Raw genomic sequence first — 21197 nt, forward strand, 5'->3', positions numbered from 1 at the left:
CGCATTATAGGCGTAGCGTCTTGCTCGACTGCTCGACTGCTTGACTGCTCGACTGCTCGACTGCTCGGCCCGCTGGTGGCTCAGCGCAGTATGTCCCCGACGCACAGGTACTTGATTTCGACGTAATCGTCTATGCCGTGGTGAGAGCCCTCGCGGCCCAGGCCGGACTGCTTTACGCCCCCGAAGGGCACGTGCTCTGTGGCCAGAATGCCCACGTTGATGCCCACCATGCCGTACTCCAGCGCCTCGCTCACACGGAAGATGCGGCCCACGTCGCGGCTGTAGAAATAGCTGGCCAAGCCGAACTCGGTGGCATTGGCGGCGTCGATGGCGTCCTGCTCGGTTTGGAACCGGAAGATCGGTGCAAAGGGCCCGAAGGTTTCCTCCCGGGCGCAGAGCATGTCAGCGGTGGCGTCGGCCACCACAGTGGGTTCGAAGAACTGGCCCGAGCCGAGTTGCGCCAGGCGTCTGCCGCCCACGAGCACCCGGGCGCCCTTGGCCACGGCATCGTCCACGTGCCGCTGCACTTTTTCGATGGCGGCGGGCTCAATCAGGGGGCCCTGGTTCACGCCGTCCTCAAACCCGTTACCGACCCGGGCGGTGCGCACCTTGGCGGCAAATTTCTCCACAAACGCGTCGTAGATCCCGTCCTGTACGTAAAAGCGGTTCGAGCAGACGCAGGTTTGGCCGGCATTGCGGTACTTGCTTGCAAACGCTCCCTCCACGGCGCTGTCGAGGTCGGCGTCGTCGAACACGATAAACGGTGCGTTGCCACCGAGCTCCAGACTGAGTTTCTTCACCGTGGGCGCACACTGCGCCATCAAGATGCGTCCGACCTCGGTCGAGCCGGTAAAGGACAGGTGTCTCACCACGTCGCTGGCGCACAGCACCTTGCCCACGGCGACCGATTGCGCTGCATCCGCAGTGATCACATTGAGCACCCCGGGTGGAATGCCCGCACGCAAGGCCAGTTCCGCGGCCGCCAGTGCGGTCAGCGGGGTCAGCTCGGCCGGTTTGATGACCACTGGACAGCCTGCCGCCAGGGCGGGTGCCACCTTGCGCGTGATCATCGCCAGCGGGAAGTTCCAGGGCGTGATAGCCGCGCACACGCCAATGGGTTGCCGCAGCACCAGCAGGCGGCGGTTGTTGTCGAACTGTGGCAGCGTTTCGCCATTGATGCGTTTGGCCTCCTCGGCAAACCATTCGACAAAGCTTGCGCCGTAGGCCACTTCCCCCTTGGCCTCTGGAAGGGGCTTGCCTTGCTCGGCCGTCATGATGCGGCCCAGGTCGTCCTGATGCGCCATCAGCAGGTCGTACCACTTGCGCAGCAAGATGCTGCGCTCCTTTGCCGTCTTGGTGCGCCATGCGGGCCAGGCGCGGTCGGCTGCGGCGATGGCCGCCTCGGCATCCTGCGGGCCGAGGTTGGCCACGTCGGCCAGCTTGCGTCCCGTGGCCGGGTCGTGCACATCGAAACGGCCACCGCCTGTGACCCACTGGCCGTCAATAAGGCCGTCGGTCTTGAGCAGGCTGGGGTCGCGAAGCAGCGAAAGAGGAGAGGCGTGGTCGGGCATGGTGTCAAAAGCCAGTTGGGCAGTAGAGGCGCACGGCGGCGCCGCTTCGGGGTGGGTGGGAGCCTTGCGGGCACCGGCTACAGCGCAGCATAGCGCGCAGAGCTCAGCGCCGCTGCGCCTCTGGTGACATGGCCAGAAACCTATAATCGCCGGTTGGTCTCAGCGTCCGCGTGCCTGCGTGTCTGCAGGTTGCGCACAACCTCCGTACCCACCATGAGCACTCCGACTTTCTCTGTTGCCGACATCCGCAAGACCTTCCTGGACTTCTTCGCCTCCAAGGGGCACACCGTGGTGGCATCGAGCCCCCTGGTGCCGGGCAATGACCCGACGCTGATGTTCACCAACTCGGGCATGGTGCAGTTCAAGGACGTGTTCCTGGGCACTGACAAGCGCCCCTACGTGCGCGCGGCTTCGGTGCAGGCCTGCCTGCGTGCGGGCGGCAAGCACAACGATCTGGAGAATGTGGGCTACACCGCGCGGCACCACACCTTCTTCGAGATGCTGGGCAACTGGAGCTTTGGCGACTACTTCAAGCGCGATTCGCTCAAGTGGGCGTTTGAATTGCTGACCACGGTGTACAAGCTCCCGGCCGACCGCCTCTGGGCCACCGTGTACATCGACGACGACGAGGCCTACGACATCTGGACCAAGGAAATCGGCCTGCCGCCCGAGCGCGTGGTACGCATTGGCGACAACAAGGGCGGCAAGTACCAGTCCGACAACTTCTGGATGATGGCCGACACCGGTCCTTGCGGCCCGTGCTCCGAGATCTTCTTTGACCATGGCCCTGAGGTGGCCGGTGGCCCTCCGGGCAGCCCCGAGCAGGACGGCGATCGCTACATCGAGATCTGGAACAACGTGTTCATGCAGTTCGACATGCAGCCGGACGGCTCCGTCAAGCCGCTGCCCGCACCCTGTGTGGACACCGGCATGGGCCTGGAGCGCCTGGCGGCCATCCTGCAGCACGTGCACAGCAACTACGAGATCGACCTGTTCGACGCGCTCATCAAGGCCGCTGCCCGCGAAACGGGCTGCACCGACCTGGCCAACCCGTCGCTCAAGGTGATTGCCGACCACATCCGCGCCACCTCGTTCTTGGTGGCCGACGGCGTTATTCCGAGCAATGAAGGCCGTGGCTACGTGCAGCGCCGCATCATCCGCCGCGCCATCCGCCACGGCTACAAGCTCGGCCGCAAGACGCCGTTCTTCCACAAGCTCGTGCCGGACCTCGTCGCGCTGATGGGCGATGCCTATCCCAACCTTGCGCAGAACGCCCAGCGCGTGACCGACATCCTCAAGGCCGAGGAAGAGCGCTTCTTCGAGACGCTGGCCAACGGCATGGAGATTCTGGACGCCGCCCTGGCGGGCGACGCCAAGGTGCTGCCCGGCGACGTGGCCTTCAAGCTGCACGACACCTACGGCTTCCCGCTCGACCTGTCGGCCGACGTGTGCCGCGAGCGCGGCCTGACGGTGGACGAGGCCGGTTTTGCCGCCGCCATGGACAAACAAAAGGCCCAGGCCCGCGCGGCTGGCAAGTTCAAGATGGACCGTGCGCTCGAGTACACGGGTGTGGCCAACACCTTCACCGGCTACGAGCGCCTGAGCGAGACCGCCAAGATCGTGGCCATCTACGTGGACGGCACGGCCGCCGCGCAGCTGCGCGCGGGCGAGGCGGGGGTGGTGGTGCTCGACACCACGCCGTTCTACGCCGAAAGCGGTGGCCAGGTGGGTGACCAGGGCGTCATCACCAGCGGTTCAGCCCGCTTCGCGGTGGAAGACACCCTCAAGATCAAGGCCGACGTGTTCGGCCACCACGGTACGCTGACCACCGGCACCCTGAACGTGGGCGACACCGTGGCGGCCGAGGTGGACATGGCGCTGCGTGCCGCCACCATGCGCAACCACTCGGTCACGCACATCATGCACAAGGCCCTGCGCGAGGTGCTGGGCGCCCACGTGCAGCAAAAGGGCAGCCTGGTCAACGCCGATCGCACGCGCTTCGACTTTGCGCACGGTGCGCCGGTGACCGACGCCGAGATCCGCGAGATCGAGCGCCGCGTGAACGCCGAGATCCTGGCCAACACCGCCACCGAGGCGCGTGTGATGGACATCGAGTCGGCCCAGAAGACCGGCGCCATGATGCTGTTCGGCGAGAAGTACGGAGAGTCCGTGCGCGTGCTCGACATCGGCACCAGCCGTGAGCTGTGCGGCGGCACGCACGTGCAGCGCACGGGCGACATCGGCCTGTTCAAGGTCGTGGCCGAAGGCGGCGTGGCCGCGGGTGTGCGCCGCATCGAGGCCGTGACGGGCCAGAACGCGCTGGCCTACCTGCAGCAGCTCGAAGACACGGTGGGTCAGGCCGCAGGTGCCCTCAAGGCTCCGGTGGCGGAGCTCACAAACCGCATCGGCCAGACGCTGGAGCAAGTGCGTGCGCTGGAGAAGGAAGTGGCGGCCCTCAAGGGCAAGCTGGCGTCCTCGCAGGGCGACGAACTGGCGGGCCAGGCGGTCGATGTGAAGGGCATCAAGGTGCTGGCCGCCACGCTGGCGGGTGCCGATGCCAAGACGCTGCGCGACACACTGGACAAACTCAAGGACAAGCTCAAGACCGCAGCCATCGTGCTGGCCGCCGTGGACGGCGACAAGGTGCAGCTCGCCGCGGGTGTCACGGCCGATAGCATTGGCAAGGTCAAAGCCGGTGAGTTGGTGAACTTTGTCGCCCAGCAGGTGGGCGGCAAGGGTGGTGGCAAGCCCGACATGGCCATGGCCGGCGGCACCAACGCAGCGGCGCTGCCTGCCGCTCTGGCGGGCGTGGCCGACTGGGTGGCCCAGCGCACCTGATGAGCCGCGCCGACCGGGCCCCGCGCGGTGCGCGGTGGGCCGGTACGGATCTCATGCACCCCAACGCCCGGCACGCCGGGCGTTGTGCCTTATGGGGGCAAGCCTGCCCTGGCATGGGGGTCTCTCAGAGCCACTCAATGGGCGGCCACGACGTTGCGTTCGTCGGTAGGCGGTGCTAGGTGAGGGGAGCTAGGTGGTGGGTAGCTTGCGGGCGCGGTGCCTGTTGATTTCCTGGGATGCGGCTGCGTGACCGTGCTTCTAGGCATACGGGGCACCGAGTCGGGTGGGTTGATCCGCACCTTTGTTCTCGAAGATGGCCCGCTGGCGACGTTGCTGCGGTAGAAGGCGAGGATGTCTTGCTATCAAAACAGGAGCTGCTCGTGCTTGGTTTTCAAGCACAAGCGGCCTAAATGGCATGAAAGCAGCGGCTGCTAGGGCCGATGCGTGCACCAGCTGCGGCCTCCCTTCAGGGCCGCGGGCAGGGCATGACTGGGCGGAGTTGTAGGCGGCAGGGGCTTTGGCGGCCAGCGATGGGAGTGTGCCTGCCGCACACAGGCAGACCGCGCGATGGCGCGGGGTTGCTCAGAACAGCTCGACGTCGTCGTTGGCCACCTTGGCCGTTTGCAACAGGCCTCGGGCGATCAGGTCGTCGTAGTAGCAGACCTGGTTGCGGCCGTGTTCTTTGGCGTAGTACAGCGCCTGGTCGGCTTGACCCAGGATTTCGACTGGCGAGCCCCGCGTGGTGCTCACAAAGCCCAGGCTCACGGTGACGCGGCCCACCTGCGGGAAGTCGTACTTCTGCACGGTTTCGCGGAAGCGGTTGAACACCTGGTGTGCCTTGGCCAGTGTGGTGTTGCGCAGCAGCACGACGAATTCTTCGCCGCCGAAGCGGAAGATGCGGTCGTGCGAGCGGAACGAGGTGCGCAGGATGTTGGCGATCAGGATCAGCACCTCGTCGCCGTACAGGTGACCGAAACGGTCGTTGACCTGCTTGAAGTGGTCGATGTCGACCACGGCCAGCCAGTTCTGCACCGGCGCGTTTTCGGCCAGCACTTCCTCGCTGATCATGGACTGCGCGTTTTGCGGCTGGCTGCTCACGCCCGTGTTGGCCGCATTGCGCGCAAACTGCTCGTCGAAGGTCTTGCGGTTGAACAGCCCCGTCAGCGCATCGCGCTCGCTGTAGTCCAGCAGACTCTGGTAGTTCTGGTACACCAGAAACACGCCTTTGAGCACGTCGAGCTTGTGCGCTGAAAAGGGGCGCGACTGCGTGATCTCCAGGCAGGTGCTGACCTTGTCCTGCATCCACACCGGCAGCCACAGGATGTGCTGTCCGCGGCGCGGGTTGGCCAGCGCGCTATCGCCGTGCTGGCTCACGCACTCGGCCAGCTCGGGGTACTGCTCCAGAGGCACACGCCGCGGGTCTGCTGCGGCCTCGGAGTCGGTGGAGACGAGCTGCCCGTCTTGTACCCAGGTGCGCGGCCGCAAAAATGCCGCGCCGTGGTCGTTGAACAACTCCAGCGCCCGCACTTCCTTGATGCTGCTGAGTTTTTGCAGAGTCGAGAGCACCGACACCTCCAGCCGCAGGTGGTCGCGGTGGCCGGTCATTTCAACCAGGTGCTGCAAGATGGGCTTCATAGGTGGTCGGGTGCGAAAGTGGGGCAGGTCGCTGATGGCTAGTGCGCTAGGGGCGGCGGCGAAAGACCACGTCCCACACACCATGGCCGAGGCGCAGGCCCCGGTTTTCGAACTTGGTGAGTGGGCGGTAGTCCGGCTGCGGCGCAAAGCCGTCTGCGGTGTTCTGCAAATGCGGTTCGGACCCCAGCACCTGCAGCATCTGCTCGGCGTAGGGCTGCCAGTCGGTGGCGCAATGGATGTATCCACCGGGCTTGAGTCGGGCCGCCAGCTTCGCTACCAGAGGCGGCTGGATCAGGCGGCGCTTGTTGTGCTTCTTTTTGTGCCAGGGGTCTGGAAAGAACATGTGCACGCCATCCAGGCTGGCCGGTGCCAGCATGTGGTCGATGACTTCCACCGCATCGTGCTGCAGGATGCGGATGTTGGTGATGCCGTGCTCCCCGATGCGCTTGAGCAGTGCGCCCACGCCGGGTTCGTGCACTTCGCAGCACAAAAAGTTGTCGGCCGGTCGCACCCGGGCGATGTGCGCCGTGGCCTCGCCCATGCCGAAGCCGATTTCCAGGATCAGCGGCGCCGTGCGGCCGAAGGCTGCATGCGCGTCAAACGGCTGGGCGGCGTAAGAAAGGAGGTACTGCGGGCCGAACTCCTCCAGAGCCTTGGCCTGGCCGGTGGTGGTACGGCCTGCGCGGCGTACGAAACTCTTGATCGTCTTGGGATGGGCGACGCCTGCAGGGGCTTGGCCCGCAGACGGCATGGCGGTGGCTCCTGTTCCGGAGGCTTGGTCCGCCACTGTAGAAAGCATGGTTTCGGTCACGATGCCCCATTGTAGATTCGCGTCCACGCATTCACCCAGTAGGAAAGTGCCTCTGCGAGCGGAATGTGGTGCGAAAGTGGCAATGCGGGCAGGCCCAGAACGGCAGCCGCCCGGGCCAGTGCGGCCACAGGCTCGCTCAGATCCACGGCGGCAGCGCCATGCTGCTTGGACAGTTTTTCGCCCGAGGCGTCGCGCACCAGCGGCGTGTGCAGGTACTGCGGTGTGGGCAGGCCGAGCGCGCACTGCAGCAGGATCTGCCGCGGTGTGTTGTCGGCCAGGTCTTCGCCGCGCACCACGTGGGTGATGCCTTGGTCGGCGTCGTCCACCACCACGGCCAGCTGGTAGGCCCACAGGCCGTCGGCCCGCCGCAGCACGAAGTCGCCCACCGCCTCGGTCACGCGCTGCTGCTGCCAGCCCAGGCGGCGATCGTGCCAGTGGATGCCGTCGGTTGCTATTGAAAAATGAGCATGTCGTGCTTGATTTTGCTGGATCTCAGCCGCTTTTGGTTCAAACTCTGCGGTGTGAAACCGCCAGGCGCGGGCACTGCGCCCGTGCAGGCCTTGTCGGCAGGTGCCGGGGTAGGGCAGCGCGTGGTGGCGCTGGCGCTCGTGCCCTGCGGCCAGGTGGTGCTGCTCAATGTCTTTGCGCGTACAGGCACAGGGGTAGGCCAGGTGGTGGGCCAGCAGGTGCTCCAGCACCTGCGCATAGCGCGCATTGCGTGCGGACTGCCACAGCACCGGGCCGTCAGGGTGCAGGCCGCAGCGTGCGAGTTGGGCCAGGATGGTGGCGTCTGCACCCGGCTGGCAGCGGGGCGTGTCCACATCTTCGATGCGCACCTGCCACTGCCCGCCGTGCGCGCGGGCGTCGAGCCAACTGGCCAGGGCGGCCACGAGCGAGCCCGCATGCAGCGGGCCGGTGGGCGAGGGTGCGAAGCGCCCTGCATACCGCCCTGCAGGGCGGTGCGGGATGGGCGTGGCGTTGGGTGCCGCAGCGGCAGCGCTCATGCAAGCGCGAGCGCCATCTCCAGGCCGGAGACAAACGCGTCTTCCACGCGGTGGCCCAGGCACCAGTCGCCGCAGGCCCCCAGGCCCAGGCCCGCGTCCCACAGGTGGCTGCGGCCCGCGGGGTGGGTGGTCTGGGCGTAGCGCCACAGGTGGGTGCTGGCGTGGGCGGGCTCGGCGCGGATACCTGTGACTTCGGCAAAGGCCTTGAGCAGTTTGGCCTGCACACGCGGGGCCGGGTCGTCCAGGTGCTCGGCCGACCAGGCGGGGCTGGCCTGCACCGTCCAGCGTTCCACGGCCGATCTGCCGGGCTTGGACGACTCGCGCGCCAGCCAGGCGATGCGGTGGTGTGTGCTGCGCGCGGCGTTCCAGTGCGGGCCCAGCGTGGTCAGGCCCGGGGCCACGGCTTGCGGGTAGGCGAGCATGAGCGTCCAGCACGGTGCCATCGACACCCGGGCCAGGGATTCGAGCAAGCTGCTGTCGATACCCGACTGCTCCAGCAAGGCCTGCGCAGCGGTGGCGGGCACGGCCAGCACCACGGCGTCCAGACCGGCCTCGACGTGTACGGCACCCTCAGGGGATTCGGTGCGCAGCTGCCAGCGCTGGGGGGCGAGCGGGTCGCGCTCGATGCGGCGCACGCGCATGTGGCGCTGCAGCGCCCCCGATTGCTGCAGGGGCTCGGCCCAGGCGTGCAGCAGGGCGTCCATGCGCGGGGCAGCCACCCAGTGGGCCTCGCCAGTGGCCATGCCCTGAGAGACCACATGGCCTGTGGCGTCGAGTACGCGCACCTGGTTGGCCGACCAGCGGCGGCATACGCCGGGTACGGTGTCGATGGCCAGTGCAAACCGCGGGTCGCGCAGGGTGAAGTACTGCGCGCCTGCGTCAAAGCTGCCAAACGGGCTGTCGTGGCTGGTCATGCGCCCGCCGACCTGTGCTGCCTGCTCGAGCAGCGTCACGCGATGGCCCGCCTGCATCAGCGTGCGTGCGCAGGCGATGCCCGCCATGCCCGCGCCCACGACTGCAATGTGCCGACGGCTCGGCGTGGCCACCCCAAGGGATGCAGGGGCCGAGGCGGCATTGCGGGGGAGGCTTCGGTAGGTGGCCATGGCAAATCCTTTCGTGTTCTGAAGGGGGGTGCGTGCAAGCGAGCGCACCGGGCGCTGCACCCCACTCTACACGCGGCGGGCACATGTCCGCACCCGGCACAGGTCAAAAGCGGTGATGGTTTTCCAGCAGGGCCGTGCGGGTGGTGGGGCTTTGCAGCTGGGCCAGCCACCACTGCAGCGCGCGGCCTGGCGCGTTGAAGCCTGGCCCGCCCCACGCATAGTGCATGCGCACGCGCCGCTCGGGCCGCGCCACCCGCTTGGTCACGAGGTGACCGGCATCGAGGTAGGGCTGCACCATGGGCTGCGGCAGAAAGCCTGCGCCCAGCCCGCGCAGCTGCACTTGCAGCTTGGCCTGCATGGTGTCCACCGTGAGCACGTCCTGTCCGCCCAGCAGTCCCATGGTCATGCCGCCGCGCTGGGCCGAGTCGGCCACGGCCACGGCGCGGTGCTGCAGCATCACGGCGTCGGTGATGGGCTCAGGTGCCTGCGCCAGCGGGTGGTGGGGAGCCATTACGTAGATGAACAGCAGCTCGCCCAGCAGCGCTTGCTGAAGACCAGCCACATCCGAGCCCGCCACCGACACCCCAATGGCCAGGTCGGCCCGCCCCGAGGTCAGGGCTTCGTGCGTGCCCGACATGATGTCATCGCGCAGCTTGAGCCGCGTGGGCGGAGCCATGGCAAAAAAGGCTTCTACCAGCTCCAGCATGGTGTGGGGGGAGATCACGCCGTCGGTGGCAATGGTGAGTTGGGGCTCCCAGCCCGTGGCCACCCGGCGCACGCGGTGCGCCACGGCGTCGATGTCGCCCAGCAGCCGTGCGCCTTCGCGCAGCAGTTCGGCACCGGCTGCCGTGGGGCGTGCCTGCCGGGCGCTGCGGTCAAAGAGCAGCACGTCCAGCGCGTCTTCGATCTGTCGCACCCGGTAGGTGAGCGCGCTGGGCACCAGCCCCAGGCGGCGGGCGGCGGCTGCAAAGCTCCCAGCTTCGGCGATGACCTGCAGCATGGTCAGACTGTCAGGGGTCAGCACATCGCGGGCATTTTGCATGGTGCGAGTCTTTCGGTTCAATTGGTTTGAATGATGCCATCAATCCCGCTGTGCCTCGCAATGCCGGCGGGTTCGTACAGTGGAGTCCACTCAAGGAGATTGTTCATGCTGACTTTGCGCCGCTCCCAAGACCGCGGCTACGCCGACCACGGTTGGCTGCAGTCGTTCCACAGCTTCTCGTTTGCGGGCTACTACGATCCGCGCCACATGGGCTTTGGCAACCTGCGTGTCATCAACGAAGACCGCATCGCGCCCGGTACCGGTTTCGGCACGCACGGCCACCGCGACATGGAAATCATCAGCTACGTGCTGTCGGGCGAGCTTGCGCACAAGGACAGCCTGGGCAATGTGCAGACGATTCCCCCGGGCGACGTGCAGCGCATGAGCGCAGGCACTGGTGTGCAGCACAGCGAGTTCAACCACGCCAAGGGACAGAGCACGCACTTCCTGCAGATCTGGATTGAACCTTCGTCCGCGGGCGTGGCCCCTGGCTACGAACAAAAGCGTTTTGCCGATGCCGAAAAGCAGGGTCGTCTGCGGTTGGTGGCGTCCCCAGACGGTGCGGATGGTTCTGTGCGCATCCACGCTGACGCGCGTTTGTATGCGGGGTTGCTGGGCGCTGGCGATGTGGTGGAGCAGGGCCTGGACCCCGCCCGCAAGGTCTATGTGCATCTGGTGCGCGGCACGCTCACGGCCAACGGCCAGGCTTTGAGCGGAGGCGATGCCCTCATGCTGGAGGGCGAAAACGTGTTGAGGCTGGAGCACGCGGAGCAGGCTGAGGTGCTGGTGTTTGACCTCTGCCCATGAACCCTGCCGATGCAGGGGCCAAAGCCCGGGTACGACCCGGTGGGGCCCTGTGCGCGCTAACCTTCGCCGGCGGTTGGAAGCCGTGCGGCACTTTCAGAGCTTTTTCCACTAGGAGTTGATTCCATGGCCAAAATTGTTGTTGTGTTCCATTCGGGCTACGGCCACACCCAGCGCCTGGCGCAAGCCGTGGCGGACGGCGCAGGTGCGCAGCTCGTCGCCATCGACGCCGATGGCAATGTGCCCGAGGGCGCCTGGGAGACACTTGCGGGAGCAGACGCGATCATCCTGGGATCGCCCACTTACATGGCGGGCCCGAGCTGGCAGTTCAAGAAGTTCGCCGATGCCTCTTCCAAAGCGTGGTTCACCCAAGCATGGAAAGACAAGCTGTTTGCAGGCTTTACCAACAGTGCCAGCACCAACGGCGACAAGCAGGTCACGCTGGATTACCTGTTTCACCTGGCCATGCAGCACAGCGGCGTGTGGGTGGGCACCGGCATGATGCCGGCCAATTCCAAGGCCGCGCAGCGCAACGATGTGAACTGGATCGGCTCCTTCAGCGGTGCCATGGCGCAGTCTCCGTCGGATGCATCGGCCGCCGAAATGTTTGCCGGTGACCTGGAAACCGGTCGCCAGTTCGGCCAACGCGTGGCCGCAGTGGCCCAGCGCATCGCCGGCTGATCGGCCAGTCTGGCGCACCGCAATCCGAGCGCGCCCGTATGCCCCGTGTGGAGCATCCCCCGTCCATCAGCGGCCGCCAGCATGACTTGGGCGGCGGCATGCTGGTGAGGCGGCTGCTGCCGTCCGCTCAGCGCTCGGCTGTGGGCCCGTTCGTGTTTATGGACCACTTCGGCCCATCGCCTGTAGGGCCCGATGCTGCGCAGGACGTTCGACCGCACCCGCACATTGGGCTCGGAACACTCACCTATCTGTTCGACGGTGCGATCCTGCACCGCGACAGTCTGGGCACCGTGCAACTGATCGAGCCAGGTGCCATCAACTGGATGCGCGCCGGGCGCGGTGTCGTGCACTCTGAACGGCGACCGCCCGACCTTCCAGGCCAGTGGACGCAGCATGGCCTGCAGTTCTGGCTCGCACTGCCGCTGTCGCTGGAGGCATCAGAACCGGCGTTCGAACACACGCCCGCCGCGCAGGTGCCCCTGCTGGAGCTGGACGGTGCGCAGGTGCGCCTGCTGCTGGGTGCTGCCTGGGGCCATCAGGCTGGCGTGGCCACCGGCGTGGATGCCGTATGTCTGGACATTTGCCTGCCCGCTGACCAGACGATCAAGATTCCGGCGCTCGCGCCCGAGTTGGCGGTGTACGCTGCAGTGGGCAGCCCGTCCGTGGATGGCACGGACCTGCCATCCGGGCACCTGCAGGTGTTGGCGGCCGGGTGCGGTGCCTCACTGCAGGCCGGCCGCGAGCCCGTGCGTTGTGTGGTGGTGGGGGGCGCAGCGCTGGATGCCCCGCGCTACCTTTGGTGGAACTTTGTGTCCAGCCACCGCGAGCGCATTGTGCGAGCGGCAGACGATTGGGAGGCCGGACGCATGCCGGTCATTCCCGGGGATCGCGAGAGGATTCCGCTGCCGCCGAGGCGCTTCAAGCGGTAGCAGTCGGACATTCGCTCCGGTGCGGTGGCGCAGGCTCCAGGCTGGGGGCCAGCACTTCGCGCTCGTCGAACACGAAACAGCCGCCCTGGTAATGCGCGCCGTCGGTCTGCTCAAAGTACCGCAGGATGCCACCTTCGAGCTGGTACACGTGCGGCAGGCCTTCTTCGCGCATCAGGATGGCGGCCTTTTCACACCGGATGCCGCCGGTGCAGAAGCTCACCACGGTCTTGTCCATCAGATCCGCCTTGTGCGCCCGCAGCGCCTGCGGAAACTCAGTGAATTTGTGGATCCGCCAGTCCACCGCGCCCGCAAAGCTGCCGCAGTCGACCTCGAACGCGTTACGCGTGTCCAGTGTCACCACCGGACGACCCTCGTCGTCGTGGCCCTGGTCCAGCCAGCGCCTCAGCGTTGCGGGCGCAACCGAGGGCGCGCGCCCAGCTGCCGGTCTGATGGTGGGGTGGTCCATGCGAATAATTTCGCGCTTGATCTTCACCAACATGCGCTTGAACGGTACGTGCTCCGACCAGCTTTCTTTGGCGTCCAAGTCGGCAAAACGCGGGTCGGCACGCAGCCCATCGACGAAGCTGCGCACGGCCTCGGCCGTGCCGGCCAAGAAGAAATTGATGCCTTCTTCGGCCAGCAGAACCGTGCCCTTGAGCGCGAGGTCTTGCGCGCGCGCCAGCAACACTGGGCGCAATGCCTGCGCATCGGGCAGCGCGACAAACTTGTAGCAGGAAACGTTGAGTACAGCAGTCATGGCTACCAGTGTTCCAGGGCGGCGGAGCGCTGGCCAGCGCGGGTGCCGGGGCCGCTGGTGCGGCAATGCGTCAGGCGGCTGGCGACAGCAGGGTCGATTCGATCTTGCCCGCAAGCTGCGCCATCGCCAGGGCCGCCGGGCAGCCCGGGGTTTGCAGCAGCAGCAACTGGCGGCGCATCACCGCTTCACGCACGTAGGGGTCGGCGGGAATGTCGCCCATGTGGATCAGGCGCAGCGGCCGACCGGCTTGGGCGCTTACAAACCGATCAAGCACCTGCTGTAGCTGGCCAGTGATGGCGCGTCCGTCGCCAGGCCGCGCAGCCTGGTTGATCACCAGGCGCACATGCTGGCGTTTTTGCTGCATCGCCAGAACCTTGATGGCCGCGTAGGCGTCGGTCAGGGAGGTGGGTTCAGGGGTTGCGACCAGCAGCACTTCTGAGGCGAGCGATACCGAGAACAGCACCACATCGGAAATACCGGCCCCCGTGTCGAGCAACACCACGTCGTACTGCGGGGCCAGCGACTGGATCACACTAAGGAACTGGTTGCGCACTTCAGGGGTGAGCCGCGAATACTCGACCATGCCCGAGCCAGCCAGCAGTACGGAAAAGCCGCCAGGGGCGCGGACGATGGCTTCCTCCACCGTGGCTTTGCCGGTGAACACATCGTGCAGCGTCACCTTGGGGTGCAGGTTCAGCACCACGTCCAGGTTGGCCAGGCCCAGGTCGGCATCGAGCACCAGCACCCGCTGCCCACGGCGGGTCAGCGCAGCAGCCAGGTTGGCCGAGACGAAGGTTTTGCCCACGCCGCCCTTGCCGCTGGTCACGGCAATGATGCGGGCACCGGATACCACTTCTGCCGTGGCAGGCGTGTTGGTGGCACCGGACTCGGGAGTCGAGGGCAGGTTCGGGGACTGTGCGTCGCTCATCTCTTACTTTCAGTTCACGCCAGTGTCCGATGGGGGCGGTAGCTCACCCCAGCCCGAGGGCGAGTACATCGGCCCGAAGAGCAGGCTCTTTTCCTCGGCGCTCACGGTGCTGTCGGGCTGCTCTTCGATCTGCACGCAGTTGCGCCCCGAAGACTTCGCCAGGTACAGCTGCTGGTCCGCGCGGTCGATCCAGAGCATCGTGGTCGATCGGATCCATTGCAGGGCAAAGGCTCCGCCCACGCTGACCGTGACCTGGATCTGGGTCTGCGGCGCTACCTCAATGGACGTGCTGGCCACGGCCCTGCGAATGCGCTCTGCCACCACACGGCCGAAGGCCGCCTGGCATGCGGGCAGCACCACGGCGAATTCTTCCCCGCCATAGCGCGCAAGGGTGTCCATAGGGCGCACGCACGATGCAAGGGTGCGTGCCACGGCTTGCAGTACGCGATCGCCCGCCGAATGCCCATACACGTCATTGACCGACTTGAAATGATCAATGTCGAGCATGAGAAGCAATGCGGCTTCACCAGAGCGGGTCACGCGGTCCAGTTCGCGCTCAAGTACGGTGCGAAAGTGCCGTCGGTTGGCGAGGCCGGTGAGGGGGTCGCGCAGAGACAGTTCGCAGAGGCCGTCGATCAGTCCTTGCACGTAGCCTGTGGGGCCATCCAACGGGCTCGTTGCTGGCAACCCGTTCGCGGTTTGTGCGACCAACGCGTGTGCCGTGTCCAGGCGCAACTGGCGCACATCGACGAGATAAGGGGCCTGGGAGTCAGTCACAAAAGGACACACGCTGAGTTGCGAGAAGTGTAGCAGTGGCCAGAGCTCAGACCGCGACGGTGCGAGGCGTGCGGGAGCTGTGTCTCGGAAGGTCAGGCATGGCTGCCGCAATCCAACTGGCGCAGCGCTGAGAGCGCGTCGGCGTCGGTGCGGTAGATTGCCAGCCCTGGGCTCTGGTCGTCCAGCAGCCCTGCGCGGCGAAGTACTTGCTCGACAGGCAGTTTGACGCCTGACAGGTGCAGCGTCCCACCTCTCGACTGCACCAGTGTGCGCAACCGGGCAAAGCACTCCACGCCAGTGGCGTCAATGCGATTGATCGGTTGGGCCAGCAGGCACAGATGCACCACCTCAGGGTGCTCGCTCAGATGATCGCTGACACGTTGTTCCAGTGCACTGGCGGACGCGAAGTCGAGTTCGGCGTCCATGCGCAAAGCGAGCAAACCCGACGCCAGCGGTGGCAGATGCCACAGATGCCGGTCGCGCAGGCTGCCATCAGGGTGCAGGCCGACCTCAATAATGCGCGGATGCAGGCGGTGGTACAAAAAATGGCTCAGATTCATCAGAATGCCGACCAGCACGCCCCAATACATGCGGGGTGCAGTGGCCAGTGTCAGCGCGAAGGTCACACCGCTCATGGCCGCCTCGATTCGGGACACGCGCCACAACTGCACGAACGACGAGGGCTTCAGCAGGCTCGTGACCGCCGTGATGACCACGGCGGCGAGCACCGATTGCGGCACGTGGTACAGCGCTGGTGTGAGCCACAGCAGCACGACGAGCACGAGCACGATGGCAAACACCGTGGCCCAGCCGGTTTTGGCCCCAGCGTAGAGATTCAACGCGGAGCGTGAGAAGGACGCACTCGTGGCAAAGCTGCCGCACAGACCGCTGGAGATCTTGGCGAGGCCTTGACCGATCAGATCCTGGTTTTCATTCCAGCGAACTCCGGAGCGCTGGCTCTCTACCTTGGCGCTGGAGGCCGTTTCCAGAAAGCTCACCAGCGTCACCACCAGCACGGGCATGATCAACGCCGACAGGGTGTGCCATGGCAGGGCGCCCGGCCAGTAGGCCGCAGGCAACCCAGACGGCAGCGGGCCGATGACGGCACCGTCCGATTCTGCATACCCCAGGGCCCAACTCAGTGCGGCCGCGCCCGCAATCACCACCATGGCAGCCGGTGCGTGTGGCTTCCAGCGCCGTGCCAGCACCAGCACCGCCAGGCTTCCCAGGCCAAACCCGGCAGCGGCCAGATCAAAGTGCCCGAAGGAGGGAGTGCCGAGCAGTGCTGTCCAGTCGGAGCGCAGCCCGGTGAGGGCCGGGAGCTGCGATGCCACGATCAGCAGCGCGGCGGCCTGGGTAAAGCCATTGAGCACTGGAGACGGTACCAGATTGAGCAGCCAGCCAAAGCGCGCGATTCCCATGCCGAGTTGCAGCAGACCGGAGAGCAGCGCAATCCACGCCGCAAGCGCCACCCACTGCGCGCTGCCCGGCTCTGCGAGTCCTGTCAGCGATGCCCCGATGAGCAAGCTTGTCAACGCGGTGGGCCCTACGCCAAGGCGGCTGGAGGCGCTGAACAGCACCGCCACCAAGGCAGGTATCAGCGATGCGTAGATGCCCGTGACCAGCGGCATGCCAGCCAGCGCGGCGTAGGCCACGCCCTGCGGCACCAGCATCAGACCCACGGTGGCTCCCGCCATCAGTTCGCCGCTCAGCAGCGCCAGGCTGGGTCTGGGCCATCCCAGAAATGGGAGCCAGCGGGTGAGGGTTGAGTGCTGCATGGTGCGATTGTCAGGCCTTGGCGCTCCGTCCTGCACACGGTTCGATCCCCTGTGGTGCCCCATGGCGGGCTGCAGTGTGGCGCGCGCCCACTGCGGTGGCCCTGTAGCGGGGTGAAACCATCGCGGGGAGCCGTCGGCGTGAGTGGCCGTACGCTTGCGAACCAAGGCGTGCAGGCGATTCGACACGCAGCGGACGCAGTGGGCCGCACTTGTTCGGTCGCGGCGCTACCATCGCCGCATGACTGATCACTCTGCTTTGGGCGACGGCGCTGTGTCGTCGCCGCTGGCGCCGGCGACTGCCACCCAGCTCATTCACCATCCGTACCGTCCACCCGCGGGTTTCGAGGCGCCCCAGATCGCCGTTCACAAGGCCTCGACCGTATTGTTCGCCAACGTGGCGGCAATGCGCGAGCGGGATTGGCGCAACAAGTCTGGCTACACCTATGGCCTGCACGGCACGCCCACCACGTTCGCGCTCGAGGAGCGACTCGCCTCCCTCGAAGGCGGACGGCATTGCCTGCTGGTGCCCAGCGGCCTGGCGGCCATCGCTTCGGTGGCTCTGGCATTGCTGAAACCGGGCGACGGTGTGCTGCTGCCCGACAACGTCTACGGCCCGAACCGGGACCTGGCGTTTGGCGAACTGGCCCGTTTCGGTGTCCGGCCGGTCTTGTACGACCCGCTGGACATTTCCGATTTGGCGGCCAAGCTGTCTCCGGACGTGCGTTTGGTGTGGCTGGAAGCACCAGGTTCGGTCACGATGGAGTTCCCGGATCTGACAGCCCAGGTCCGCTTGTGCCGCGAGTGCGGAGCGCTGGCCTTGCTGGACAACACCTGGGGTGCCGGGCTTGCGTTCGCGCCGTTCGATCTTCTCGGAGACGGGCGCCTGGGGGTTGATGTGTCGGTGCATGCGCTGACCAAGTACCCCAACGGTGGCGGGGATGTGCTGATGGGCAGTGTGGTCACGCGTGACGAGGCCTTGCACCAGCAACTGAAGCTCACCCACATGCGGCTGGGGCTGGGCGTGGGCGCCAACGACGCCGAGGCCGTGCTGCGCGGATTGCCCAGCATGGCCTTGCGTTATCGCGCGCATGACCATGCGGCGCGCCGGCTGGCGGCCTGGCTGTGCACCCAGCCGCAGGTGGCGCAGGTGTTGCACCCGGCCTTGCCCGACTCTCCCGGGCATGCGCACTGGCAGGCGCTGTGTGGTACGGCCGACGGCGGGCAGGGTGCTGCCGCAGGGCTGTTCAGCGTGGTGTTCGACGCCCGGTATACCCAGCGCCAGGTCGATGCGTTTTGCGATGCGCTGTCCTTGTTCCGTCTGGGTTACAGCTGGGGTGGGCCGATGAGCCTGGTGGTGCCCTACACCCTGTCGGCCATGCGCTCGCGTCCCACGCCGCATCTGAAGCCGGGTTGTCTTGTGCGCTTTTCCATCGGTCTTGAGCGGGTAGAGGATCTGCAGGCCGATTTGGCCCGGGCGCTGGCTGCGGCCTTGCAGGCATAGGCGAGCACGCTGCCGGGGGCTTGGGGTGGTAGTTTCCTGAGTGGCGGCGTCCGATCCGCTGACTTAAGGTGTGGGCAGTAGCCCTAATGGCTGCAGGGAGAAATGCAATGAGTGCCACCCCCATGCCGCAAGACACGCCGAGCACCGCGACTGCGATCGCGCTGAATCCGCTGCGCTGGTCCGATCCGCTGCGCTGGCTGGCGCTTGGCTGGCAAGACCTGCGCGCCGCTCCTGGGATTGCGCTGTTCTACGGGGCGTGCTTCTGGGGCATGGCCTTGGTGCTGGCCTGGGTGTTTCGTACGCGGCCGGAGTACACCATGTCGCTGGCCAGCGGTTGCCTGCTGGTAGGGCCTTTTCTCGCGATGGGGCTGTACGACACCAGCCGAAGGCGTGAGGCAGGGCAGCCTGCCGACCTGGGGCAGTCCATCACCTGCTGGGACGCGCACTTGGGCAGCATGGGCATGCTGGTGCTGGTGCTGGTGGTGTTGGAACTGCTCTGGGGGCGTGCCTCGCTCGTGGTGTTTGCGGTGTTCTTCAACACGGGCATGCCCTCCACCACGGGGGTGCTGCAGGCGGTTTTCAATCCGGAGAACTGGACGTTCGTTGCGGTGTACATGGCGGTCGGCGGGGTGTTTGCTGCCCTCGTCTTCTCGTCCACGGTGGTCTCCATTCCGATGATCCTGGACCGCGACACCGATGCGCTCACGGCTGGCATCACCAGCATGCGCGTGGTGCTCGAAAACACCGGCGTGATGCTGCTCTGGGGCGCGATCATCACCGCTTTGGTGGTGGCTGCGCTGTGGCTGTGGGGGGCAGGGCTTCTGCTGGTGGGGCCGTTGCTGGGGCATGCGAGCTGGCATGCGTACCGGGCAGCGGTACAGCGTCCCGCTGCAACGCCAGTCGCAACGCCGGCATCCGGCACGACAGATTGAGTCTCTCTCGCTGTCCTGTCGGCGTTTGTTACAGTCGATACCCAAACATTGAAAGCAGCTTGTGGCCACTCCCAACTACGGATACGAAAAACGCCAACGTGAGCTGGCCAAAAAGCAAAAGAAGGCCGACAAGGCGCGCGAGCGTGCCCAACGCAAGGCCGACGGCACAGCCCACGACGAGGCTCCGGCGGACGATGCGGCCACGCCTGGTGCTGAGCCTGTGGCCTCCCAAAGCCCCATCAGCCCGTCGGCGGCTGGTTAAAGGTTCCTGACATCCTATCGGTGCTGGCCGACAGCGCCATGGCTGCAGCGCATGTTCAGCGCAGCAGTTTGCGAAGCTCGGGCCACACATTGCCCAGCATGATGGGATGTGCCTCGGCCTTGGGGTGGATCCGATCTGGCTGGAAGAGCTTCGTTGGATCGGGCCCATCGGCCACGCCCTTCAGGAAAAACGGCACCACGGCCGCTTTGTGCTGCCTTGCGACCTGCTCGAAGGTATCGGCAAAGCGCTTGGCGTAGTCACTGCCATAGTTGGGCGGCACCTGCATCCCCACCAGCAGCACATGCGCTCCGGCCTGCTGGGCCGCCTGGGTCATCCAGCCCAGGTTGTCGGCGGTGTTTTGCAGGGGCAGACCACGCAGGGCGTCGTTGCCGCCCAGTTCGATCACGACATGCGTGGGCTTGTGCTGCGCCAGCAGGGCCGGCAGCCGCGAGCGCCCGCCCGAGGTGGTTTCGCCGCTCACGCTGGCATTGACGACTGTCGCAGCGAGTTTTTCTTGCGCAAGACGCTGTTCGAGCAACGCCACCCAGCCCGTGCCACGCGCAATGCCGTATTCGGCGCTCAGTGAGTCACCCAACACCAGGATGACCGCCGGCCCGCGCTTGTCCGCCGGTGCCTTGGCTGCGGCCTGCGCATTCTGGGCCGCAACCCATGTGGGGCAAATCCCCAGCCACAGGGCTGTTGCCCCGGCCGCGATACAGTGGCGTCGATTGAGATGTCGCATCAAGTTCCGGAACCTTTCATGTCTGATCAACCCTCCGCCCGCGCACTCCCGGTGATTTCCGTGGAGCATGTGTTCAAGTCGGTCGCCGATTCGACCGGCTCGCTCGACATTCTGCGGGATATCGATTTCCGCCTCGCCGCACGGGAAACCGTGGCCATCGTCGGCGCGTCGGGCTCGGGCAAGAGCACGCTGCTGTCCATCATCGCCGGGCTCGACACACCCACGCGCGGCACCGTGCGGCTGGACGGGCAAGACCTGTTCGCCCTGGACGAAGACGCCCGGGCCGCGCTGCGCGCCCAGAAGGTGGGGTTCGTCTTCCAGAGCTTCCAGCTCATGGGCAACCTCACGGCCCTGGAGAACGTGATGCTGCCGCTGGAGCTGGCGGGCCAGCGCGATGCACGCGCCCGCGCATCCGAGATGCTCGGACGGGTGGGGCTGGGTGAACGGCTCCACCATTACCCCAAGGTCCTGTCGGGCGGCGAGCAGCAGCGCGTGGCGCTGGCGCGTGCTTTCGTTGTCAAACCTGCGGTGCTGCTGGCCGATGAGCCGACGGGCAGCCTGGACTTTGCGACCGGCGAGACCATCATGCGGCTGATGTTTGAACTCAACCGCGAGCAGGGGACAACCCTGGTGCTCGTGACGCACGACCGGAACATCGCAGCCCAGTGCGAGCGACGCATCACCATTGAAGCCGGTCAGGTGGCCCGCAACGAAGCCGCAAACGCCTGAGCGCTGGATGCGCCAGAGCAGGCCGACCCTTGTGGTCGGCCTTTTTTGTGTCTGGGCCTATACTCCACCCCAGTACCTTACGCACCTACCCATGCCCCATTCCGCCCACGAGAAAAAGCGTGTCATCACGCGCCTGCGCCGCATCCGCGGCCAGACCGAGGCGCTGGAGCGTGCCGTGCAGCAGGGCACCGACTGTGGCGCACTGCTGCAGCAGCTGGCGGCCCTGCGCGGCGCGGCCAACGGCCTCATGGCCGAAGTGCTCGACAGCCATCTCCGCGAGACGTTTGGCGCCGCCCACGACCGCACCGAGCCCGCGGTACAGGCCGAGATTGACCAGCTGATGCGCCTCGTTCGCTCCTACCTTCGCTGACGG

20 protein-coding genes are annotated in these 21197 nt (G+C 66.2%); 9 read left to right on the forward strand and 11 right to left on the reverse strand.

What is annotated here, in order from left to right:
- Positions 1-80: 80 nt before the first annotated feature.
- On the reverse strand, positions 81-1571 hold the full coding sequence (locus tag ABD866_RS04620; protein ID WP_345061610.1) for an NAD-dependent succinate-semialdehyde dehydrogenase: 1491 nt from the start codon (positions 1569-1571) through the stop codon (positions 81-83).
- 213 nt (positions 1572-1784) lie between these two features.
- On the opposite strand from ABD866_RS04620, the gene alaS reads away from it, so the two are divergent.
- Positions 1785-4409, forward strand: a complete 2625-nt coding sequence (gene alaS / locus ABD866_RS04625; RefSeq protein WP_345061613.1) for an alanine--tRNA ligase — start codon at positions 1785-1787, stop codon at positions 4407-4409.
- A gap of 582 nt (positions 4410-4991) precedes the next feature.
- Here the strand turns inward: alaS and ABD866_RS04630 are convergent.
- The 5 genes from ABD866_RS04630 to ABD866_RS04650 form a co-directional block, all read right to left on the reverse strand.
- Entirely contained in the window at positions 4992-6044 is a 1053-nt protein-coding gene (locus tag ABD866_RS04630; protein WP_345061615.1) for a GGDEF domain-containing protein, read from the reverse strand.
- 46 nt (positions 6045-6090) lie between these two features.
- Positions 6091-6843, reverse strand: coding sequence for a tRNA (guanosine(46)-N7)-methyltransferase TrmB (trmB, locus tag ABD866_RS04635; protein WP_425549549.1), 753 nt, complete (start codon positions 6841-6843; stop codon positions 6091-6093).
- 8 nt (positions 6844-6851) lie between these two features.
- On the reverse strand, positions 6852-7859 hold the full coding sequence (gene gluQRS / locus ABD866_RS04640; RefSeq protein ID WP_345061619.1) for a tRNA glutamyl-Q(34) synthetase GluQRS: 1008 nt from the start codon (positions 7857-7859) through the stop codon (positions 6852-6854).
- Complete coding sequence (locus ABD866_RS04645) at positions 7856-8962, reverse strand: NAD(P)/FAD-dependent oxidoreductase (protein ID WP_345061621.1); 1107 nt, start codon at positions 8960-8962, stop codon at positions 7856-7858. Before ABD866_RS04645 ends, gluQRS begins: the two co-directional genes overlap by 4 nt.
- Positions 8963-9065: 103 nt before the next feature.
- Positions 9066-10004 (reverse strand): LysR family transcriptional regulator, encoded by a 939-nt coding sequence (locus ABD866_RS04650; protein WP_345061623.1) that lies wholly within the window; start codon positions 10002-10004, stop codon positions 9066-9068.
- A gap of 105 nt (positions 10005-10109) precedes the next feature.
- Between ABD866_RS04650 and ABD866_RS04655 the strand changes: the two genes are divergently transcribed.
- The 3 genes from ABD866_RS04655 to ABD866_RS04665 all read left to right on the forward strand — a co-directional run bounded on the left by ABD866_RS04655 (position 10110) and on the right by ABD866_RS04665 (position 12418).
- Positions 10110-10811 (forward strand): pirin family protein, encoded by a 702-nt coding sequence (locus tag ABD866_RS04655; protein WP_345061625.1) that lies wholly within the window; start codon positions 10110-10112, stop codon positions 10809-10811.
- Between the two features lie 123 nt (positions 10812-10934).
- Positions 10935-11489 (forward strand): flavodoxin family protein, encoded by a 555-nt coding sequence (locus ABD866_RS04660; protein WP_345061627.1) that lies wholly within the window; start codon positions 10935-10937, stop codon positions 11487-11489.
- A 38-nt stretch (positions 11490-11527) separates the two neighbouring features.
- Positions 11528-12418: a pirin family protein gene (locus ABD866_RS04665; protein WP_345061629.1), complete on the forward strand. Its 891-nt coding sequence runs from the start codon at positions 11528-11530 to the stop codon at positions 12416-12418.
- Here the strand turns inward: ABD866_RS04665 and ABD866_RS04670 are convergent.
- The 4 genes from ABD866_RS04670 to ABD866_RS04685 all read right to left on the reverse strand — a co-directional run bounded on the left by ABD866_RS04670 (position 12408) and on the right by ABD866_RS04685 (position 16658).
- Entirely contained in the window at positions 12408-13175 is a 768-nt protein-coding gene (locus ABD866_RS04670) for a sulfurtransferase (RefSeq protein ID WP_345061631.1), read from the reverse strand. The two genes, ABD866_RS04665 and ABD866_RS04670, sit on opposite strands and share 11 nt — an antisense overlap.
- A gap of 70 nt (positions 13176-13245) precedes the next feature.
- On the reverse strand, positions 13246-14103 hold the full coding sequence (locus ABD866_RS04675; RefSeq protein ID WP_345061633.1) for a MinD/ParA family protein: 858 nt from the start codon (positions 14101-14103) through the stop codon (positions 13246-13248).
- A gap of 9 nt (positions 14104-14112) precedes the next feature.
- A complete protein-coding gene (locus tag ABD866_RS04680) occupies positions 14113-14880 on the reverse strand; it encodes a GGDEF domain-containing protein (protein WP_345061635.1) in 768 nt (255 codons plus the stop codon).
- 92 nt (positions 14881-14972) lie between these two features.
- Positions 14973-16658: a SulP family inorganic anion transporter gene (locus ABD866_RS04685; RefSeq protein ID WP_345061637.1), complete on the reverse strand. Its 1686-nt coding sequence runs from the start codon at positions 16656-16658 to the stop codon at positions 14973-14975.
- A gap of 238 nt (positions 16659-16896) precedes the next feature.
- Here ABD866_RS04685 and ABD866_RS04690 point away from each other — a divergent pair, with 238 nt between their 5' ends.
- From ABD866_RS04690 to ABD866_RS04700, 3 genes are all read left to right on the forward strand, one after another.
- Positions 16897-18159 carry a PLP-dependent transferase gene (locus ABD866_RS04690; protein ID WP_345061639.1) on the forward strand — a complete coding sequence of 421 codons (1263 nt, stop codon included), beginning with the start codon at positions 16897-16899 and terminating at the stop codon, positions 18157-18159.
- 107 nt (positions 18160-18266) lie between these two features.
- Positions 18267-19091 carry a DUF2189 domain-containing protein gene (locus ABD866_RS04695; protein WP_345061641.1) on the forward strand — a complete coding sequence of 275 codons (825 nt, stop codon included), beginning with the start codon at positions 18267-18269 and terminating at the stop codon, positions 19089-19091.
- 61 nt (positions 19092-19152) lie between these two features.
- Entirely contained in the window at positions 19153-19353 is a 201-nt protein-coding gene (locus ABD866_RS04700; protein WP_345061643.1) for a hypothetical protein, read from the forward strand.
- 55 nt (positions 19354-19408) lie between these two features.
- Here ABD866_RS04700 and ABD866_RS04705 read toward each other — a convergent pair whose 3' ends face one another.
- Positions 19409-20095 (reverse strand): arylesterase, encoded by a 687-nt coding sequence (locus ABD866_RS04705; protein WP_345061645.1) that lies wholly within the window; start codon positions 20093-20095, stop codon positions 19409-19411.
- Between the two features lie 18 nt (positions 20096-20113).
- Between ABD866_RS04705 and ABD866_RS04710 the strand changes: the two genes are divergently transcribed.
- Together ABD866_RS04710 and ABD866_RS04715 are read left to right on the forward strand one after the other, a co-directional pair.
- Positions 20114-20824 (forward strand): ABC transporter ATP-binding protein, encoded by a 711-nt coding sequence (locus ABD866_RS04710; RefSeq protein ID WP_345061647.1) that lies wholly within the window; start codon positions 20114-20116, stop codon positions 20822-20824.
- Positions 20825-20915: 91 nt separating this feature from the next.
- Entirely contained in the window at positions 20916-21194 is a 279-nt protein-coding gene (locus ABD866_RS04715; RefSeq protein WP_345061649.1) for a metal/formaldehyde-sensitive transcriptional repressor, read from the forward strand.
- Positions 21195-21197 lie beyond the last annotated feature (3 nt).

The organism is Acidovorax lacteus (genome assembly GCF_039540375.1).
GTDB classification, from domain to species: Bacteria; Pseudomonadota; Gammaproteobacteria; order Burkholderiales; family Burkholderiaceae_C; genus Acidovorax_G; species Acidovorax_G lacteus.

What these genes read in the sequence shown, in the direction of transcription:
- gluQRS (WP_345061619.1), bottom strand. Translation starts at nt 7,859, where the DNA reads ATGAGCGCTGCCGCTGCGGCACCCAACGCCACGCCCATCCCGCACCGC.
- ABD866_RS04655 (WP_345061625.1), top strand. Translation starts at nt 10,110, where the DNA reads ATGCTGACTTTGCGCCGCTCCCAAGACCGCGGCTACGCCGACCACGGT.
- ABD866_RS04620 (WP_345061610.1), bottom strand. Translation starts at nt 1,571, where the DNA reads ATGCCCGACCACGCCTCTCCTCTTTCGCTGCTTCGCGACCCCAGCCTG.
- alaS (WP_345061613.1), top strand. Translation starts at nt 1,785, where the DNA reads ATGAGCACTCCGACTTTCTCTGTTGCCGACATCCGCAAGACCTTCCTG.
- ABD866_RS04650 (WP_345061623.1), bottom strand. Translation starts at nt 10,004, where the DNA reads ATGCAAAATGCCCGCGATGTGCTGACCCCTGACAGTCTGACCATGCTG.
- ABD866_RS04690 (WP_345061639.1), top strand. Translation starts at nt 16,897, where the DNA reads ATGACTGATCACTCTGCTTTGGGCGACGGCGCTGTGTCGTCGCCGCTG.
- ABD866_RS04630 (WP_345061615.1), bottom strand. Translation starts at nt 6,044, where the DNA reads ATGAAGCCCATCTTGCAGCACCTGGTTGAAATGACCGGCCACCGCGAC.
- ABD866_RS04660 (WP_345061627.1), top strand. Translation starts at nt 10,935, where the DNA reads ATGGCCAAAATTGTTGTTGTGTTCCATTCGGGCTACGGCCACACCCAG.
- ABD866_RS04685 (WP_345061637.1), bottom strand. Translation starts at nt 16,658, where the DNA reads ATGCAGCACTCAACCCTCACCCGCTGGCTCCCATTTCTGGGATGGCCC.
- ABD866_RS04705 (WP_345061645.1), bottom strand. Translation starts at nt 20,095, where the DNA reads ATGCGACATCTCAATCGACGCCACTGTATCGCGGCCGGGGCAACAGCC.
- ABD866_RS04670 (WP_345061631.1), bottom strand. Translation starts at nt 13,175, where the DNA reads ATGACTGCTGTACTCAACGTTTCCTGCTACAAGTTTGTCGCGCTGCCC.
- ABD866_RS04715 (WP_345061649.1), top strand. Translation starts at nt 20,916, where the DNA reads ATGCCCCATTCCGCCCACGAGAAAAAGCGTGTCATCACGCGCCTGCGC.
- trmB (WP_425549549.1), bottom strand. Translation starts at nt 6,843, where the DNA reads ATGCTTTCTACAGTGGCGGACCAAGCCTCCGGAACAGGAGCCACCGCC.
- ABD866_RS04675 (WP_345061633.1), bottom strand. Translation starts at nt 14,103, where the DNA reads ATGAGCGACGCACAGTCCCCGAACCTGCCCTCGACTCCCGAGTCCGGT.
- ABD866_RS04710 (WP_345061647.1), top strand. Translation starts at nt 20,114, where the DNA reads ATGTCTGATCAACCCTCCGCCCGCGCACTCCCGGTGATTTCCGTGGAG.
- ABD866_RS04695 (WP_345061641.1), top strand. Translation starts at nt 18,267, where the DNA reads ATGAGTGCCACCCCCATGCCGCAAGACACGCCGAGCACCGCGACTGCG.
- ABD866_RS04645 (WP_345061621.1), bottom strand. Translation starts at nt 8,962, where the DNA reads ATGGCCACCTACCGAAGCCTCCCCCGCAATGCCGCCTCGGCCCCTGCA.
- ABD866_RS04665 (WP_345061629.1), top strand. Translation starts at nt 11,528, where the DNA reads ATGCCCCGTGTGGAGCATCCCCCGTCCATCAGCGGCCGCCAGCATGAC.